Source organism: uncultured Flavonifractor sp. (assembly GCF_944387675.1).
Taxonomy (GTDB): Bacteria; Bacillota; Clostridia; order Oscillospirales; family Oscillospiraceae; genus Flavonifractor.
This window is the reverse complement of sequence record NZ_CALXFV010000046.1, coordinates 1-16,604: the sequence shown is the minus strand read 5'-3', so window position 1 is coordinate 16,604 and position 16,604 is coordinate 1. Positions and strand designations below refer to the sequence as shown.

Annotated in this window: 20 protein-coding genes and 1 other annotated feature; of the genes, 16 read left to right on the top strand and 4 right to left on the bottom strand. The window is 61.8% G+C overall.

Annotation, left to right across the window (positions count from 1 at the left end):
• Positions 1 to 88: 88 nt before the first annotated feature.
• From rsxC to Q0J74_RS06065, 6 genes are read left to right on the top strand one after another with little or no spacing between them, the layout of a single operon-like run.
• Entirely contained in the window at positions 89 to 1,435 is a 1,347-nt protein-coding gene (gene rsxC, locus Q0J74_RS06090; protein ID WP_297212177.1) for an electron transport complex subunit RsxC, read from the top strand.
• A complete protein-coding gene (locus tag Q0J74_RS06085; RefSeq protein WP_297212175.1) occupies positions 1,432 to 2,493 on the top strand; it encodes an RnfABCDGE type electron transport complex subunit D in 1,062 nt (353 codons plus the stop codon). The genes rsxC and Q0J74_RS06085 overlap by 4 nt, the downstream gene beginning before the upstream one ends.
• A 4-nt stretch (positions 2,494 to 2,497) precedes the next feature.
• Positions 2,498 to 3,052, top strand: a complete 555-nt coding sequence (locus tag Q0J74_RS06080) for an FMN-binding protein (RefSeq protein WP_297212172.1) — start codon at positions 2,498 to 2,500, stop codon at positions 3,050 to 3,052.
• A 14-nt stretch (positions 3,053 to 3,066) separates the two neighbouring features.
• Entirely contained in the window at positions 3,067 to 3,714 is a 648-nt protein-coding gene (gene rsxE, locus Q0J74_RS06075; RefSeq protein ID WP_297212169.1) for an electron transport complex subunit RsxE, read from the top strand.
• The gene (gene rsxA / locus Q0J74_RS06070) at positions 3,714 to 4,304 is read left to right on the top strand and encodes an electron transport complex subunit RsxA (RefSeq protein WP_297212167.1); all 591 of its coding nucleotides are present in this window, start codon (positions 3,714 to 3,716) and stop codon (positions 4,302 to 4,304) included. Before rsxE ends, rsxA begins: the two co-directional genes overlap by 1 nt.
• 15 nt (positions 4,305 to 4,319) lie before the next feature.
• On the top strand, positions 4,320 to 5,240 hold the full coding sequence (locus Q0J74_RS06065; protein ID WP_297212164.1) for an RnfABCDGE type electron transport complex subunit B: 921 nt from the start codon (positions 4,320 to 4,322) through the stop codon (positions 5,238 to 5,240).
• Positions 5,241 to 5,297: 57 nt separating this feature from the next.
• Here the strand turns inward: Q0J74_RS06065 and Q0J74_RS06060 are convergent, their stop codons facing one another.
• Genes Q0J74_RS06060 through Q0J74_RS06050 form a run of 3 tightly spaced genes read right to left on the bottom strand, consistent with a single transcriptional unit; the run spans position 5,298 to position 6,918 of the window.
• Positions 5,298 to 5,468, bottom strand: coding sequence for a DUF1540 domain-containing protein (locus Q0J74_RS06060; RefSeq protein WP_297212159.1), 171 nt, complete (start codon positions 5,466 to 5,468; stop codon positions 5,298 to 5,300).
• Positions 5,469 to 5,525: 57 nt separating this feature from the next.
• Positions 5,526 to 6,374 (bottom strand): hypothetical protein, encoded by an 849-nt coding sequence (locus Q0J74_RS06055; RefSeq protein ID WP_297212157.1) that lies wholly within the window; start codon positions 6,372 to 6,374, stop codon positions 5,526 to 5,528.
• Positions 6,358 to 6,918 (bottom strand): gamma carbonic anhydrase family protein, encoded by a 561-nt coding sequence (locus tag Q0J74_RS06050; protein WP_297212153.1) that lies wholly within the window; start codon positions 6,916 to 6,918, stop codon positions 6,358 to 6,360. Before Q0J74_RS06050 ends, Q0J74_RS06055 begins: the two co-directional genes overlap by 17 nt.
• Before the next feature lie 113 nt (positions 6,919 to 7,031).
• Here Q0J74_RS06050 and Q0J74_RS06045 point away from each other — a divergent pair, with 113 nt between their 5' ends.
• Positions 7,032 to 7,244 carry a hypothetical protein gene (locus Q0J74_RS06045; RefSeq protein ID WP_297212150.1) on the top strand — a complete coding sequence of 71 codons (213 nt, stop codon included), beginning with the start codon at positions 7,032 to 7,034 and terminating at the stop codon, positions 7,242 to 7,244.
• Between the two features lie 42 nt (positions 7,245 to 7,286).
• Here Q0J74_RS06045 and Q0J74_RS06040 read toward each other — a convergent pair whose 3' ends face one another.
• Positions 7,287 to 7,829 carry a putative ABC transporter permease gene (locus Q0J74_RS06040; RefSeq protein ID WP_297212147.1) on the bottom strand — a complete coding sequence of 181 codons (543 nt, stop codon included), beginning with the start codon at positions 7,827 to 7,829 and terminating at the stop codon, positions 7,287 to 7,289.
• A 211-nt stretch (positions 7,830 to 8,040) separates the two neighbouring features.
• Between Q0J74_RS06040 and pyrB the strand changes: the two genes are divergently transcribed.
• The 9 genes from pyrB to Q0J74_RS05995 all read left to right on the top strand — a co-directional run bounded on the left by pyrB (position 8,041) and on the right by Q0J74_RS05995 (position 16,495).
• Complete coding sequence (gene pyrB, locus Q0J74_RS06035; protein ID WP_297212145.1) at positions 8,041 to 9,099, top strand: aspartate carbamoyltransferase; 1,059 nt, start codon at positions 8,041 to 8,043, stop codon at positions 9,097 to 9,099.
• A gap of 44 nt (positions 9,100 to 9,143) precedes the next feature.
• Positions 9,144 to 9,358, top strand: a binding site (T-box leader).
• A 51-nt stretch (positions 9,359 to 9,409) separates the two neighbouring features.
• On the top strand, positions 9,410 to 12,043 hold the full coding sequence (locus Q0J74_RS06030) for a valine--tRNA ligase (RefSeq protein WP_297212143.1): 2,634 nt from the start codon (positions 9,410 to 9,412) through the stop codon (positions 12,041 to 12,043).
• A 164-nt stretch (positions 12,044 to 12,207) separates the two neighbouring features.
• Positions 12,208 to 12,966 carry a hypothetical protein gene (locus Q0J74_RS06025; RefSeq protein ID WP_297212137.1) on the top strand — a complete coding sequence of 253 codons (759 nt, stop codon included), beginning with the start codon at positions 12,208 to 12,210 and terminating at the stop codon, positions 12,964 to 12,966.
• 92 nt (positions 12,967 to 13,058) lie between these two features.
• Positions 13,059 to 13,364, top strand: a complete 306-nt coding sequence (locus Q0J74_RS06020) for an STAS domain-containing protein (RefSeq protein WP_297212134.1) — start codon at positions 13,059 to 13,061, stop codon at positions 13,362 to 13,364.
• 23 nt (positions 13,365 to 13,387) lie between these two features.
• Positions 13,388 to 13,831 (top strand): anti-sigma F factor, encoded by a 444-nt coding sequence (gene spoIIAB, locus Q0J74_RS06015; RefSeq protein WP_297212131.1) that lies wholly within the window; start codon positions 13,388 to 13,390, stop codon positions 13,829 to 13,831.
• Positions 13,828 to 14,538, top strand: a complete 711-nt coding sequence (locus tag Q0J74_RS06010; RefSeq protein ID WP_297212128.1) for a sigma-70 family RNA polymerase sigma factor — start codon at positions 13,828 to 13,830, stop codon at positions 14,536 to 14,538. The genes spoIIAB and Q0J74_RS06010 overlap by 4 nt, the downstream gene beginning before the upstream one ends.
• A 99-nt stretch (positions 14,539 to 14,637) precedes the next feature.
• Complete coding sequence (locus tag Q0J74_RS06005) at positions 14,638 to 15,603, top strand: glycosyltransferase family 2 protein (RefSeq protein WP_297212124.1); 966 nt, start codon at positions 14,638 to 14,640, stop codon at positions 15,601 to 15,603.
• Positions 15,587 to 16,003, top strand: a complete 417-nt coding sequence (locus tag Q0J74_RS06000; protein WP_297212121.1) for a GtrA family protein — start codon at positions 15,587 to 15,589, stop codon at positions 16,001 to 16,003. Before Q0J74_RS06005 ends, Q0J74_RS06000 begins: the two co-directional genes overlap by 17 nt.
• Before the next feature lie 99 nt (positions 16,004 to 16,102).
• The gene (locus tag Q0J74_RS05995; protein ID WP_297212118.1) at positions 16,103 to 16,495 is read left to right on the top strand and encodes a serine proteinase; all 393 of its coding nucleotides are present in this window, start codon (positions 16,103 to 16,105) and stop codon (positions 16,493 to 16,495) included.
• The last annotated feature ends 109 nt before the right edge of the window (positions 16,496 to 16,604 follow it).

The following is a 16,604-nucleotide window of genomic DNA, read 5'->3' as shown; positions in this document are numbered from 1 at the left end:
GATTGCGATATGATTATTCTGTTTGAAATACCGGTCAAACGACTCAGAAAAATGGCCCGTGTGTGGGTCAGATTTGCGAGGTGGACCTATGAAGCAAAGCTTTTACGGAGGCGTGCACCCCCATGACCGGAAGGAGCTGGCACGCCACAAGGAGATAGCGCCGCTGAGCGCGCCTCCAAAGCAGGTGGTCATCGCGATGGCAATGCATATCGGTGCCCCCTGTAAGCCCATTGTTGCGGTGGGCGACCATGTCAAGGTGGGCCAGAAGATCGGCGAGGTCGCCGGTCTGGGTGCCCCCATCCACGCCTCTGTCTCCGGTGAGGTGAAGGCGGTGGAGCCCCGTCCCTATGTGGGCGGCGGCAAGATGATGTCGGTGGTGATTGAGAACGACTTCCAGGATACCTGGGGCAGCGAGCTCACCCCCCATCCCGACTACTCCCAGCTGAGCACCCAGGAGATCGTGGACATCGTCAAGGAAGCCGGCATCACCGGTATGGGCGGCGCCGGATTCCCCGCCCATGTGAAGATCAGCTCCGGCATCGGCAAGGTGGACACGCTGATCCTCAACGGCGCCGAGTGCGAGCCTTACATCACCGCCGACCACCGGCTGATGCTTGAGCAGGGCGAGCGGGTCATCGGCGGCGCCCGCATCCTGATGCAGGCCTTCGGCCTGAAGAGCGCCGTCATCGGTGTGGAGGCCAACAAGGAGGACGCCATTGAGCATCTGAGAGCACTGGTGGGCGGCAAGGGCGACGTGCAGGTGGAGAGCCTGCGCACCCGCTACCCCCAGGGCGCTGAGAAGCAGCTGATCCAGCGGATCACCGGCCGTGAGGTGCCGCCCGGAGGGCTGCCCGCCCATGTGGGCTGCGCGGTGTTCAATGTGGGGACCGCCGCCGCGGTGTATGACGCCGTGGTGTCCGGAAAGCCCGTGACCCACCGGGTGCTCACCGTCACCGGCGACGCCATCAAGGAACCCAAGAACCTGCTGATTCCTCTGGGCGTGTCCTTCCAGTACCTGATCGACGAGGCCCAGGGCTTCAAGGAGGAGCCGGAGCGCATCCTCACCGGCGGTCCCATGATGGGCATCGCCCAGTACAACCTGGACGTCACCTGCATCAAGGGAACCAATGCGGTGCTCTGCCTCACCAAGCACGAGGCCGCCCCCGTGGTGGAGGAGGAGGTCTGCCTGCGCTGCGGCCGCTGCGTCAACGTCTGCCCCATGCACCTGACCCCCGTGTACATGCACCTGTACGCGGAGAAGGGCATGTGGAAGGAGGCCGAGGCCCTCAACGTGCTGGACTGCATCGAGTGCGGCTCCTGCAACTACATCTGCCCCGCCCGCATCCACCTGGTCCAGTCCTTCCGGGTAACCAAGGGTGAGCTGCGGAATCTGGCGGCCAAAGAGAAAGCGGCAAAGGAGGCGGCCAAAGCATGAACGATGTGAAAAAGCTCAATCTGACGGTGGCTTCGTCTCCCCACGTGGCCTCCCCCATTGACACCCAGAACCTGATGCGGGACGTGCTCATCGCCCTGGTTCCCGCCCTGGTGTTCGGCGTGGTGTTCTTCGGACCCCGCGCTCTGGTTGCAACCATCATCTCCGTGCTGGCCTGCGAGTTCTTCGAGTGGGGCTACCGCAAGCTGATGCACAAATCCATGGCTAACAAGGACCTGTCCGCCGCCGTAACCGGTGTGCTGCTGGCCTTCGTGTGCGCGCCCACCCTGCCCTACTGGATGCTCATCATCGGTGACTTCTTTGCCATCGTGGTGGTCAAGCAGCTCTTCGGCGGTCTGGGCCAGAACTTCATGAACCCCGCTCTGGGCGGCCGCGCCTTCCTGATGCTGTGCTACCCGGTGGCCATGACCACCTGGGCGCCCCAGGGCATCGGCCCCCAGTACTGGGCCGATCTGCTGGGTGGCACCAAGACCATGGCCGGCGTGGACATTGTCAGCGGCGCCACCCCCCTCTCCGCCGACTTCATGCATGCCGGCCTGCTGCCCGACGCCTCCATCCTGGATGCCTTCGTGGGCAACGTGATGGGCTGTATCGGCGAGATCTCCGCAGTGGCCCTGCTGGCCGGCGGACTGTACCTCATCGGCCGGGGCGTCATCCGCGCCCGCATTCCCGTGGCCTACATTGCCACTGTGGCGGTGCTTACCTTCCTGTTCCCCATGGGCGGCAATGACCGGCTGACCTGGATGGCCTATCAGCTGTTCACCGGCGGCCTGTTCCTGGGCGCCTTCTTTATGGCCACCGACTATGTGACCAGCCCCGTTACCAAAAAGGGCGAGGTTATCTTCGGCATCGGCTGCGGCCTGCTGACGGTGTTCATCCGCTACTTCGGCGGCTATCCCGAGGGCGTTTCCTACTCCATCCTGATCATGAACTGCTGCGTGTGGCTCATTGACAAGGTGGGCAAGCCCAACCGCTACGGCGTGACCAAGGAAATGAAGGCTGCCGCCAAGGCCGCCAAGAAAGCCGGAAAGGAGGGCTGAACCAATGAGTGAGACTTCTGTGAAGAAGGAGCCCGGCATGGCCACCCTGGTCATCGTGCTCTTTGCCATCTGCGCGGTGACGGCCCTGCTGCTGGGTCTGACCAACATGGTGACCGCGCCCTATATCGCGGCCAACAACGAGAAAACCACCCAGCAGGCCATGGCCAAGGTGCTGCCCGCCGACAGCTATACCGAGATTACCGACCAGTATGCCGGCGGCGACGCCACCGTGCTCAATATCTATGACGCCGGCGAGGCCGGCTATGTGGTGCAGGTCAAGCCCGCCACCTCCTTCAGCGGCAACCTGACCGTCATGGTGGGCGTGGACCCCTCCGGCGCCTGCACCGGCATCTCCATCACCAGCTCCGGTGAGACCTCCGGCCTGGGCTCCAACGCCAGCAAGCCCGCCTTTGCCGATCAGTTCATCGGCAAGACCGGCGAAGTCAAGGTGACCAAGGACGGCGGCGATATCAACGCCATCACCGGCGCCACCATCACCTCCCGCGGTGTGTCCGAGGCCGTTACCAGCGCCATCGCCGCCGCGGCCAGCATGGGCTAAGGAGGTAACGAGTAATGAATGTGAAAAAGCAATTCAGTGACGGCCTGTTCTTCCAGAACCCCGTCACCGTCCAGCTGCTGGGCATGTGCTCGGTGATGGCCATCACCACCACCCTGTTCAACGGTATCGGTATGGGCCTGTCCGTGCTGGTCATCCTGACCCTGGCCAACATCATCATCGCCCTGCTGCGCAAGATCATCCCAAACAACATCCGGATTGCCTGCTTCATTGTGGTCATTGCCGGCTTCGTGACCATCGTGGATTTGTGCCTGCAGGCTTTCCTGCCCGCCCTGTCCTCCAGCCTGGGTCTGTTCATCCCCCTGATCGTGGTGAACTGTATCATCCTGGGCCGTGCCGAGGCCTTTGCCTACAAGAACGGCCCCGGGGCCTCCGCCCTGGACGGCATCTTCCAGGGCCTGGGCTACACCATGATTCTGGTGATTATGTGCGTGGTCCGTGAATTTTTGGGCAATGGAACCTTCGGCGGCGGCATTCTCAACGGCGGTGAGGGCATCCGGATTATCCCCGAGGGTATCCCCGCTCTGGGCATGATTCTCCCCGTGGGCGGCTTCCTCACCCTGGCCTGCGTTATCGCCGCCATGCAGTATATCCTGAGCCGTCCCAAGAAGGACGAGAAAAAGACTGAGGAGGTGGCCAAGTAATGGATTGGACAAACCTGTTTACCATTGCACTGGGCGCCGTCCTGATCAACAACTTTATCGTGTCCCAGTTTTTGGGCATCTGCCCCTTCATGGGCGTGTCCAAGAAGATCGAGACGGCCTCCGGTATGGGCCTGGCCGTTATCTTCGTCATGGGCCTGGCCTCCGCCATCTGCTGGCCCATCAACGCGCTGATCCTGGTCCCCCTGAAGCTGACCTTCATGCAGACCGTGACCTACATCCTGGTTATCGCCTCTCTGGTGCAGTTTATCGAGATGTTCCTGAAGAAGGCCATGCCCGCTCTGTATGAGGCTCTGGGCGTGTACCTGCCCCTGATCACCACCAACTGCGCCGTGCTGGGCGTGGTGCTCCAGAACACCCAGAACAGCTACAGCTTCATTGAGAGCGTGGTGTACGGCGTCACCGGCGGCGTCGGTTTCCTGCTGGTCATTGTGATCTTTGCCAGCATCCGGGAGCGGATGGAGTTCTCCGAGTGTCCCAAGGCCTTTGAGGGCTTCCCCATTGCCCTGATGTCCGCCGGCCTGGTGGCCCTGGCCTTCATGGGCTTCTCCGGCCTGAAGGTCTTTGGTTAAGGGAGGCGGAAGAGTATGAATACTGTTATTTTTGCTGTGGTGGTCCTGGCGGTGCTAGGCGCCATCTTCGGCCTGGTGCTGGCCATCGCCGCCAAGGTGTTCGCCGTAGAGGTGGACCCCCGTGAGGAGGCCATCCTGGGCTGCCTGCCCGGCGCCAACTGCGGCGGCTGTGGCTACCCCGGCTGCTCCGGCTATGCCGCCGCCGTGGTGAAGGGCCTGGCCCCCGTCAATGCCTGCGCCGCCGGCGGCGAGGCGGTTGCCGCCCAGATCGGCGAGATCATGGGCGTGTCCGCCGGCGCCTCCGTCAAGCAGCTGGCCCAGGTACACTGTACCGGCTGCGGCCAGAACTACAAGCAGTACCACTATGTGGGTCTCCACGACTGCGTGGCCGCCTCCAAGCTCCCCGGCGGCGGTGACCTGGGCTGCTCCTTCGGCTGCCTGGGCCTGGGCTCCTGCGAAAAGGCCTGCCCCTTTGATGCCATCCACGTCATCGACGGCGTGGCCAAGGTGGACGAGGAGAAGTGCAAAGCCTGCGGCAAGTGCGTGGACGTGTGTCCCCGGCACATCATCGCCCTGGAGCCCTACAAGACCAAACGCCACGTCACCATTCCCTGCTCCTCCCACGACAAGGGCGTGGACGCCCGGAAGGTGTGTGACAACGGCTGTATCGGCTGCTCCCTGTGCGCCAAGAACTGCCCCAAGGAAGCCATCACCATGGTCAACAACCTGGCCGTTATCGACTACGAGAAGTGCATCGGCTGCGGCATCTGCGCCCAGAAGTGTCCCCGCCGCCTGATCACCGTGGACGGCAAGGTACCTGAGGTGAAGCCGGCCGCCCCCAAGGCCGCCCCCAAGGCCGCTCCCGCCGCCGCCAAGCCCGCCGCGCCTGCGGCGGAAGCTCCCAAGGCGGAGGCCGCTGCACAGCCCAAGGAATAAACAGACAAAAAATCAGGACCTGCAACGTTCGCAGGTCCTGATTTTTGTGCCTGGTGCTCAGTGGTTGCCCAGCTGGAAGGAGGCGCACTCGGTGGAGGCGCAGTTGGTGGCGTTGGGCTCGCAGCAGCCCACCTTGATCTCGTTCAGGGTGCAGTAATTCTGGCCCTGGCAGTGGTGAGCGCAGCTGCTGACGGAGCACTTGATGCTGTTGTTGGGTGTCTGATTCATGGAACATTCCTCCTTGTTTCCGTGGTACGGCCTTAGTATGGCCTGGGAACGGAGAAACTATTCCTCGTTTTTTCCCGATGTGGACTGGTCCTGCTCCGGCAAAACCTGGGGAATGAAGCGGCGGGCAAAGCGGCCCTTGCCCCGGTTTTTCACATAAAAATAGCCGATGGTGGAGAAAACCACCGCGCCGATAAAATTGACAAACAGATCCTTCATGGTGTCCAGAATGCCGATGTCCAGATAACCGCCCAGGCCCAGAGGGTACTGGGAGCCGTCGCCGGTGACTACGATGACGTCGGTGATGTCGTGAATGGCTATGGGATGATTGCCGCCAGCGGGGTCCAGCATCACCGAGCCGATGGAGTGGACCACGGTATCCTTCTGCATGTCCAGCAGGAAAAGCTGGTCCATCAGACACTCGAAAAACTCCCACAGCACCCCGATGGTCATGGAGAAGCAGAAAGCCACCAGAGCCAGATAGACAGGGGAGAGACTGAAGGTAAGCCGCTCATCCCGGTTGAGAATGTCCAGCAGGGAGAAGCCGATGGCGGCGCACAGAAAGCCGTTGAGGGTGTGGAGCATGGTGTCCCAGTAGGGAAAGGTGACATAATAAGCCCGAATCTCACCCAAAATCTCCGCCGCGAAGATGAAGAGGAGAATGATGATCTCCAGGGTGTTGGGGATGTCGATGCGGATGGCCCGCTCCAGGAAACTGGGCAGGGTAAAGAGAAACAGGGTGAGCACGCACAAAAAGGCGTTTTCAAAGTTGCCGTGGAGGATCTGTGCCACCAGCATCAGCACCACCAGCAGGCGAAGGATAAAATAGACGGCGGCCAGCCGGGGATTCTCCCGCACCTGCTCCTGAAAACGCTTCCGGTGTCCGGCGGGATCAGCTGTGTGCTTCATAGCGCACCTCCTCTTCCAGGTCTGTGGCCAGCGGCAGCTGCCGGGCCGACAGGCAGCGGTAAGTTTCGGCAGAATACCGGATATCCTCCAGATCCTCCGGCCGGAGGGGGCGGACCACCTTGGCGGGGGCGCCCATTACCAGACTGCACGGCGGGATGACCGCACCCTGGGTGACCAGGGCGCCGGCGGCAACCAGACTGTCATGGCCGATGACACAGCCGCTGAGCAGAATGGCCCCCATGCCGATGAGACAGCGGTCCTCCACGGTGCAGCCGTGGACAATGGCGGCGTGACCGATGGTGACCTCCCGGCCAATGGAGACGGGGCAGGCTTCGTCACAGTGGATCACCGCATTGTCCTGTACATTGGAGCCCTCTCCCAGCCGGATGGAGGCTTCATCCCCCCGGAGAACCGCCCCAAACCAGACGCTGGACCCGGCATCCAGCGTGACGTCGCCCAGAATGGTGGCATTTTCCGCCACCCGGGCGGTAAGGGCGAGACGGGCCGATTTGTCAAGATAAGGATGGATCACAGAACTGTTCACACTCCTTTTCCACAAAGAACAGAGGACTGTATTCCCCATTATAGCCACTGGTCCCCAAGCTGGCAAGTCAAATCTGGAGCGGAACGGCATAGGATAGGTGGGAGGTGAGACGCATGGATTTAAAGAGGAACCAGATCACCCTGGGGGAGCTGCTGGAGAACCCAAAGGCCCGGGCGGTGCTGCAGCGGCGCTTTCCCATAGTGATGAAGCATCCCCTGATGGGCGCGGCCCATACCATTACCTTGGAACAGATTCTGTCTCTGGCCAGGGAGTATGTACCTCAGAAAAAGCTGGATGAGATCCTTGAGGAACTGCGGCGTGCATAAAAGAGGCGGGGCAGGGTGCTTTCCCTGCCCCGGCTCCGCTTTTCAGGCGGCCTCCCTGCGGGCGAAGCGGTGGTACCACCGCAGTGCGCCGGTGTCCTCCGTCCGCCGCAGCACCAGGGCGGTGGCCACAGTGTCGGCGCTCCACAGCACCAGGGCAGGGGCCAGCAGCCGGGGGGGAATCCGGGCGGCCAGAAGGGCAACCCAAGGATGGATCAGTCCCAGTACCGCCACCGCCAGCACGCCCCAGAGCAGACTGAACAGCGGACAAACCCGCCCATCCAGGTTGAACGGGAGGTGGGCGTAGCTCCAGAAAGAGACCCGGAACACCGTTTCATAGAAGAGTCCGGCGGCATACTCCACCCCGGTACAAACCAGGGCCGCGGCGGGGAAGAGGAGCAGGGGAGTCTGCCGCACGCCCTCCGGCAGCAGAAGGATGGCCACCGCACCCAGTCCATATACCGGACAGACCGGCAGGATCAGCCGGCACTTCCGGTCCCGTTTGGCTTCCCTCCGCAGACGGACATAGACCACCTCCAGCCCAAAGCCCAGCACGCTGTACAGGAAAAAATACCAGAACCAAGTCATAAAACGCCTCGCCTCCCCAATTTTTCTTAGCATGGGAGGAAGGAGAGAAATTCATGCGATGCAGTTTTTAGCAGCGCGGACGCCGCCCCGCGCTGCCCGGGGACGTCAAGGCGAAGAGGAAAAAAGAACGGAAATTTGTCACTTCCGCTCTTGCCGGAGCCATGGGAAATATGATACGATAGAAAAAATTCAAAAGGGGTAATGAAGCGTCATGCGGCATCTGATCGACTTTGGAGACCTGACGAGGGCGGAGTGGGAATCCCTGTACCAGCGGTGCAGTGATATAATGGACCACCCCGCCGATTTTATGGACGCCTGCCGGGGCCGGGTGATGGCCAGCCTGTTTTATGAACCCTCTACCCGAACCAACTTCTCTTTCCAGACCGCCATGCTGCGGGTGGGCGGCACGGTGTTCGGCTTTGCCGATCCCAAGTCCACCTCCACCGCCAAGGGGGAGACCCTGAAGGACACCATCAAGATGGTCTCCGGCTATGCCGACGTGGTGGTGATGCGCAACCCCAAGGAGGGGGCCGCCAAGGCCGCCTCCCTCTACTCCGATGTGCCGGTGATCAACGCCGGAGACGGCGGCCACATGCACCCCACCCAGACCACCGCCGATTTGACCACCATTACCCGGCTGCGGGGCGGGGTGGACGGGCTGTCAGTGGGCCTGTGCGGCGATTTGAAGAACGGCCGCACCGTCCACTCCCTCATCAAAGCCCTGGCCAAGTTCGACAAGGTGAAATTTTACCTCATCGCACCCCGGGAGCTGGCGGTACCCGAATATATGCGGGCCTTTATGAAGGAGCGGGGGCTTTGGTTTGTGGAGGTCACCGGCCTGGAGACCGTCATGCCCCAGCTGGATGTGCTCTACATGACCCGCATCCAGCGGGAGCGGTTTGTGGACCCGCTGGAGTATGAACGGTGCAAGGGCGTGTACGTCCTCACCCGGCGGAAGCTGGAGCGGGCCAGAAAAGACCTGCTGGTGATGCACCCCCTGCCCCGGGTGGACGAGATTTCCATTGACGTGGACGATGACCCCCGGGCGGTGTACTTTGAGCAGGCTAGGTACGGTATGTTTGCCCGCATGGCCCTGCTCACCGATTTGGCCAACCAGGAGCGGAGCCGCCCCGCCCCGGTGGAGATCGGCACCACTCCGGTGTGCTCCAACCCCAACTGCATTACCCAGACCGAGCACTATCTGCCCCCCCTGGTGAAGCAGACCGGGGGGGTGGACTGCTGCGCCTACTGCGACAAGGAGCTGCGGTAAGCGGACGGGCTTGACATTTGCCCCCAAAGTGCATATACTATGTCCCAAAGGCTGAGATGGGAAGGAGTACCTCCGCGAAAGGTACAGAGAGGAGCCGGTCTGGTGCAAGGCTCTCCGGCGGCGGAGGGAAGGTGGTCCCGGAGTCCCGCTTCTGAATGAAGTAGGAAGCGGCGGAATCCTCCCGTTACAGAGGCAATGAGTGTCTTCCTATGGAGGAAATTCAGGTGGTACCGCGGACTGAATTCGGTTCGCCCTGAGCAAACAGCTTGGGGCGGACCTTTTGTTTTGCCCCGAAAAGGAAGTGTATCAAATGAAGAAAGAACTGCCCAAGGTCTATGAACCCCAGGAGGTGGAAGGCCGTATCTACGAGATGTGGGAGAAGGACGGTTGCTTTGAGGGCCACCGGGACCCGGACAAGAAGCCCTTCACCATCGTCATGCCGCCCCCAAACGTCACCGGCCAGCTCCACATGGGCCACGCCATGGACTGCACCCTCCAGGATATCCTGATTCGCTTCAAGCGGATGCAGGGCTATGCCGCCCTGTGGGTACCCGGCACCGACCACGCCGGTATTGCCACCCAGATCAAGGTGGAGGAGGAGTTGCGCACCAAGGAGGGGCTGTCCCGCTACGATCTGGGCCGGGAAAAATTCCTGGAACGGGTATGGGACTGGAAGCACAAGTACGGTGGGCGCATTGTGGAGCAGCAGAAAAAGCTGGGTTCCTCCTGCGACTGGTCTAGAGCCAGGTTCACCATGGACGAGGGCCTCTCCAAAGCGGTGCGCCATGTGTTTGTCTCCCTGTACAAGCAGGGACTCATCTACAAGGGCAGCCGCATCATCAACTGGTGTCCCCACTGCGTCACCGCCCTCAGCGATGCCGAGGTGGAGTACCAGGACAAGCCGGGCAGCTTTTGGCACATCCGCTACCCCATCCAGGGGGAGGAGGGGCGGTACGTCATCGTGGCCACCACCCGGCCGGAGACCATGCTGGGGGACACCGGCGTGGCCGTCAATCCCAACGACGAGCGGTACAAGGACATCGTAGGCAAGCGCTGCATCCTGCCCCTGGTGGGCCGGGAGATGCCCATCGTGGCCGACGAATACGTGGACATGGAATTCGGCACCGGCTGCGTGAAGATGACCCCCGCTCACGACCCCAACGACTTTGAGGTGGGTCTGCGGCAGAACCTGGAGACCATCCGGGTGCTGGATGACAACGGCCGGATTGTGGAGGGCTACGGCCGCTACTCCGGCATGGACCGGTACGAGGCCCGAAAGGCCATTGTGGCTGATTTGGAGGAGCAGGGCTATCTGGTGAAGGTGGAGCCCCACCAGCACAATGTGGGTACCTGCTACCGCTGCCACAACGATGTGGAACCCCTGATCTCCGCCCAGTGGTTTGTGAAGATGAAGCCTCTGGCCCAGGAGGCCCTGCGGGTGGTAAACGAGGGAGAGGTCAAGTTCGTCCCCGACCGCTTCTCCAAAACCTACACCAACTGGATGGAGAATGTCCATGACTGGTGTATCTCCCGCCAGCTGTGGTGGGGCCACCAGATTCCCGCCTGGACCTGCCAGGAGTGCGGCCACATCACCGTGTCCGAGACCGACCCCACCGAGTGCGAGCACTGCCACTCCAAGAACATCAAGCAGGAGGAGGATGTGCTGGACACCTGGTTCTCCTCCGCCCTGTGGCCTTTCTCCACCCTGGGCTGGCCGGAGGAGACCGAGGACTACAAGTATTTCTATCCCACCGATGTGCTGGTCACCGGCTACGATATCATCTTCTTCTGGGTGGCCCGGATGATCTTCTCCGGCTGCGCCCACACCGGCAAGCCCCCCTTCCACACCGTGTTTATCCACGGCCTGGTGCGGGACGACAAGGGTCGGAAGATGTCCAAGTCCCTGGGCAACGGCATTGACCCCCTGGAGATGGCCAACCAGTACGGCGCCGATGCCCTGCGCTTCAACCTGGTCACCGGCAACAGTCCCGGAAACGATATGCGCTTCTACACCGAGCGGTGCGAGGCCATGCGCAACTTTGCCAACAAGATCTGGAACGCCTCCCGCTTTTTGATGATGAACCTCACCATCGACAAGTGCGAACTGCCCGACCAGCTGGAGCTGGAGGACAAGTGGATTTTGTCCAAGCTCAACAGCGTTATCCCCGAGATGACCGAGAACATGGAGCGCTATGAGCTGGGCGTGGCCGCCCAGAAGGTGTACGACTTCATCTGGGACTCCTACTGCGACTGGTATATTGAGTTGACCAAAACCCGCCTCCAGGGGGAGGACGAGCAGGCCAAGGTGCGGGCGCAGCAGGTGCTGTGCTACGTGCTTACCCAGGTGCTCAAGCTTCTGCACCCCTTTATGCCCTTTATCACAGAGGAGATCTGGCAGGCCCTGCCGCATGAGGGCGACTACCTGATGCTCCAGCAGTGGCCGGCACACCATGTGAACCTGGACTTCCCCGAGGAGGAGAAGGCCATGGAGCTGATTATGGACGCGATCCGGGCCGTCCGCACCCGCCGGGCAGAGATGAACGTCCCACCCTCCAGAAAGGCACAGATCACCATTGCCACGCTGGAACAGGATGTGTTCACCCAGGGGATTCCCTTCCTCAAGCGTCTGGCTTACGCCAGCGGCGTGACGATAGTGGAGGCCACCCAGGAGGTGGAGACCGGCGGTATGGTGACCATTGCCACCCACGCCGCCCGGCTCTATCTGCCTCTGGCCGAGCTGGTGGATCTGGAGAAGGAGAAGGCCCGCATCCAGAAGGAGCTGGACAAAAACCGCAAGGAGCTGGACAAGCTGGAGAGCAAGCTGAATAACCCCGGCTTTGTGAACAAGGCCCCCGCCCATGTGGTGGAGGCCGAGCGGGAGCGGGCGGACAAGCTGCGGGCTCTGCTGGTGAAGCTGGAAGAATCTGCTGCCGCCCTGGGCTGAGCAGGGCGTCGAAAAAGGGGAAAACGCCGCCATTGGAAGACAATGGCGGCGTTTTCGTGTCCATATTGTCATACTTTGTTACACGACAGCGGTTGTACTTTTCCCGGAATTCCGGTAAAATACTAAAAAATGCCCCTGGAGGGCCGGTTGGGAGGCGAATTGCCATGAAGAAGCGCTGGGTACTGCTGCTGGCGCTGTTTTTGATGCTGGCAGGCTGTACCGGCTCCTGCGGCCGGGAGGGAGTGACCGGGAGCGTGCCGCCGGGTGAGAGCCTCCCGCCGCCGGCCAGCGCGGCCCCTCTGCCCACCCCAACCCCAGTGGAGAGCGCCGGCGCGGTCCCCACGCCCACTGCGGCCCCCACGATCTCCCCGGTGCCGGATCTCCAACCCACGCCAACGCCGGAGCCGGAGCCTGAGGACACCCCTGATTCGGAGCCGGTGGAGGAGGCACCGTCGGATGAGGAGGTGCTGGAATGCTACCGCCTGGCACAGCAGGCCTTTGCCTGGTTTCAGGTGGCTCCCCTCCCCTTTGACCCCACGGACAGCCGGGAGGTGGAGGGAGTGCTGTACTACCGGGTGGACTATCCGGGAATCGGAAGCTTGTCCAGCCTGCGGGGCTACCTGAAAGGGCTTTTCTCCGACGCCCTGGTGGAGGAACTGCTGCCCTATGGTTCCACCCAGTATCTTGACTTTGACGGCGTGCTTTACGTCCAGGACGGGGGCCGGGGAACCAACCTTTACCGGGGCGCGGAGTACACCCAGGTTATGCGGGGGGATAATCCCAACCGCCTGGTGGTCCGGGTTACGGTGGAAGAGGTCGACCCGGAGCTGGATGATGTGGTGACCGGCACCGTCACCTATGATTTCCCCTACGAAAAAGTGGGAGAGCGGTGGATTTTTACCGATTTTTCCCTGGTCCGTTGATTGCTTCGACAGAATTGGCGAGGCACATATGATAGTATCGCGGTATGCCAGATCCTGGCATACCGCGATTTTTTGTGTACAGGGGGGATACGATGGCAATCACATGCAGGACGGAGGACCGGAGCCTGTACGCCGCCATTGAAGGGGAGCTGGACCACCACCGGGCCAGGGAGATTCTGGCGGAACTGGACCGGCAGCTGGACTTGGAGCTGCCCCGGCGCCTGACCCTGGATCTGGGCGGGGTCAGCTTCATGGACAGCTCCGGTATAGCGGTGCTGCTGCGGGCCTATCACCGGATGAACGGCCTGGGTGGCAGACTGCGGGTGATCCATGTGCCGCAGCAGGCGGACCGGGTGCTCCGGGCCGCCGGCCTGGACAGGCTTATGGAACTGGAATAAAGGAAAAGGAGGATCTTTACATAATGAAACCCATCAACGAGGCGATGGTGAGCTTTCTCAGCCGCTCAGCCAACGAGGGCTTTGCCCGCACTGCGGCGGCCAGCTTTGCCGCCCAGCTGGACCCTACTCTGGACGAGGTGAACGATATCCGCACCGCAGTGAGCGAGGCGGTGACCAACTGCATTGTCCACGCCTATCCAGACAGTCTGGGACTGGTTACCCTGCGCCTGCGGCTGTACGGAGACAACACCCTGGAGATTCAGGTGAAGGACAAGGGGGTGGGCATCCCCGATGTGGAGCAGGCCAGACAGCCCATGTATACCACCGGCGGCGCGGACCGCAGCGGCATGGGCTTTACCATTATGGAGAGTTTTATGGACAAGCTGCGGGTGCGCTCCACCCCTGGACGGGGGACGGTGGTTACCATGCGCCGGCGAATCGCCCGCCGGGCGGGAGCGGCGGGGTGAGTGTGACAGATACTCCGCAGCTGCTGGAGGAGGCCCGCCGGGGAAGCAACGAGGCCTGTACCCGGCTTGTGGAGGAGAACGGCGGACTGATCTGGTCCGTGGTGCGCCGTTACTACGGCCGGGGGGTGGAGGCGGAGGATCTGTATCAACTGGGCTGCCTGGGATTTCTCAAGGCGGTAAGGGGGTTTGACCCGGCCTTCGGCTGCCAGTTCTCCACCTATGCCGTACCTAAAATCGCCGGGGAGATCCGGCGGTTTCTCCGGGACGACGGGACAGTGAAGGTGAGCCGGAGTCTGAAAGAGCGGGCGGGCGTGATCCGGGCGGCCCGGGACAGGCTGTCCGCCCGGCTGGGCCGGGAACCCACCCTCTCCGAGCTGGGGACGGAGACCGGCCTGGAGCCGGAGGAGATTGCCGCCGCGGAGGAGGCCAGTCTGCCGGTAGCCTCCCTGCAAATGGAGACGGGGGACGGCCTCACCCTGGAGAGCGTACTGGGGACCGACGGTATGGAGGAGGGCATTGTGGAGCGGGAGGCCCTCCGCGCCGCCGTGGGGAGCCTGCCGGACCGGGAGCGGCAGGTCATTCTGCTGCGGTACTACCGGGGCATGACCCAGGAGCAGACCGCCCGGGTGCTGGGAGTGAGCCAGGTCCAGGTCTCCCGCATCGAGCGGCGGACCATGGAGCGCCTGCGGCGGAAGCTGGAGGAGTGAGAATTCTTAAGATTTTGAAAACAGGGAACAGGGCGGTAGCTTTTTGCGTCTAAAGGGGGTATAATGGCACCAGCAGAATAAAGGCGAGGAAGTTGAAAAATGGCGGATATTCTTTACATTGTGGTCCCCTGCTACAACGAGGAGGAAGTGCTGCCCGAGACGGCCCGGCGTCTGAGGGAGAAGCTGGAGGGCCTGATGGCGGCGGGCAGAATTGCCCCGGACAGCCGGGTGCTCTTCGTCAACGACGGCTCCAGGGACAGGACCTGGGAGATCATCTCCCAACTGCACCAGCAGTGTCCCCTGTTCTCCGGGGCGGACCTGACCCGCAACCGGGGCCACCAGAACGCCCTGCTGGCGGGGCTGATGACCGCCAGGGAGCGGTGCGACATGGCCATTTCCATGGACGCCGACCTCCAGGACGACATTGACGCGGTGGACGCCATGGTGGAGGAATACTATGGCGGCTGCGACATCGTCTACGGGGTCCGCTCCTCCCGGGCCAAGGACACCTTTTTCAAGCGCGTTACTGCCGAAGGATTTTACCGCCTGATGAATACCATGGGGGCGGAGACGGTGTTCAACCACGCCGACTACCGGCTCATGTCCCGCCGGGCGCTGGAGGGATTGGCCCAATTTAGGGAGGTGAATCTCTTCCTCCGGGGTATCGTCCCCATGATCGGCTATCGAACCGGCACGGTGGAGTACGAACGGGGAGAGCGATTTGCCGGGGAGAGCAAGTACCCCCTGAAGAAAATGCTCTCCTTCGCCATGGAGGGCATCACCTCCCTGTCGGTGAAGCCCATCCGCATGATTACCGCCCTGGGCTTTCTGGTGTTTCTTATCAGCATCGCCATGCTGATTTACTCTGTCGCCCGCTGGGCCATGGGGGAGACCATCCTGGGCTGGGCCAGCCTGGTCTGCTCGGTGTGGGCCATTGGGGGACTGATTCTGCTGTCCCTGGGGGTCATCGGCGAGTATATCGGGAAAATCTACCTGGAGACCAAGGAGCGGCCCCGGTTCCTCATCCGGGAGGTGCTGGAGGACAGAGATGGCAAAGCTGATTGACAACTCCATCCCCAAGTTCCTGCTGGTAGGAGTGCTGAATACCCTGGTGGGGGCGGGGATCATGTTCCTGCTGTACAACGTGGCGGGCTGGGGATACTGGCCCTCCACCGCCGCCAACTACCTGGTGGGCGGTATTTTGAGCTTTTTCCTCAACAAGTATTTCACCTTCCGCAACCGGGAGCGCAGCTGGTGGCAGGTGGGAAAATTTGTGATTACGGTGGCGGTGTGCTGGGTGATCGCCTATGCCATTGCCAAGCCCCTGGTGCTCCAGATTCTGGCCAATCAGAACGTGAAGCTCCAGGAGAACGTGGCCATGCTGGCGGGCATGTGCATTTATACCGGCCTGAATTACTTCGGCCAGCGGTTCTTCGCCTTTCGGAAGAGCCGCAGGAAGCATTAAAATTACGTGAAATCTCCCCGCCCGCCCTTGCACAAAGAGGCGGAAGGGGGTACAATAGGACCAGCATTTCCTGCGACAAGCCGTAAGGAGGTTAATCGTATGGCTTTTTTTGACGAATTGAAAGACCGTGCCATGGATCTGGGCCGGGCCGGTGTGGCCAAGTCCAAGCAGCTGGCGGAGATTACCAAGCTGAGCCTGAACAACGCTGGCGAAGAGGATGCCATCCGCAAGGCCTACATGGAAATCGGCAAGCTGTACTACGCCGAGCGGGGTATGGCCGCCGAACCCGCCTATGTGGCCCTGTGCGAGCGGATCACCGCCGCCAAGATCAACATTGAGGAGAACAAGAACCGCATTGCCGCCATCAAGCAGGAGGGCAACATCAGCGATGACGAGGCCGCCAGCTATGTGGAGACCAACGTCCCCCCTGAGGAGCCGGTGGCCGGCGGCGATGCCCCCGCCGAAGGCGAGGATCTGCCCCCCCAGGCATAAGGACACAAAAAGGCCGCTGCGTATGCAGCGGCCTTCAGTCTGTCGAAAAACCCGTTTCATGCTTGATGCATGACCGGGTTTTTCGCATATATCGGCCAGAATAGGAGGA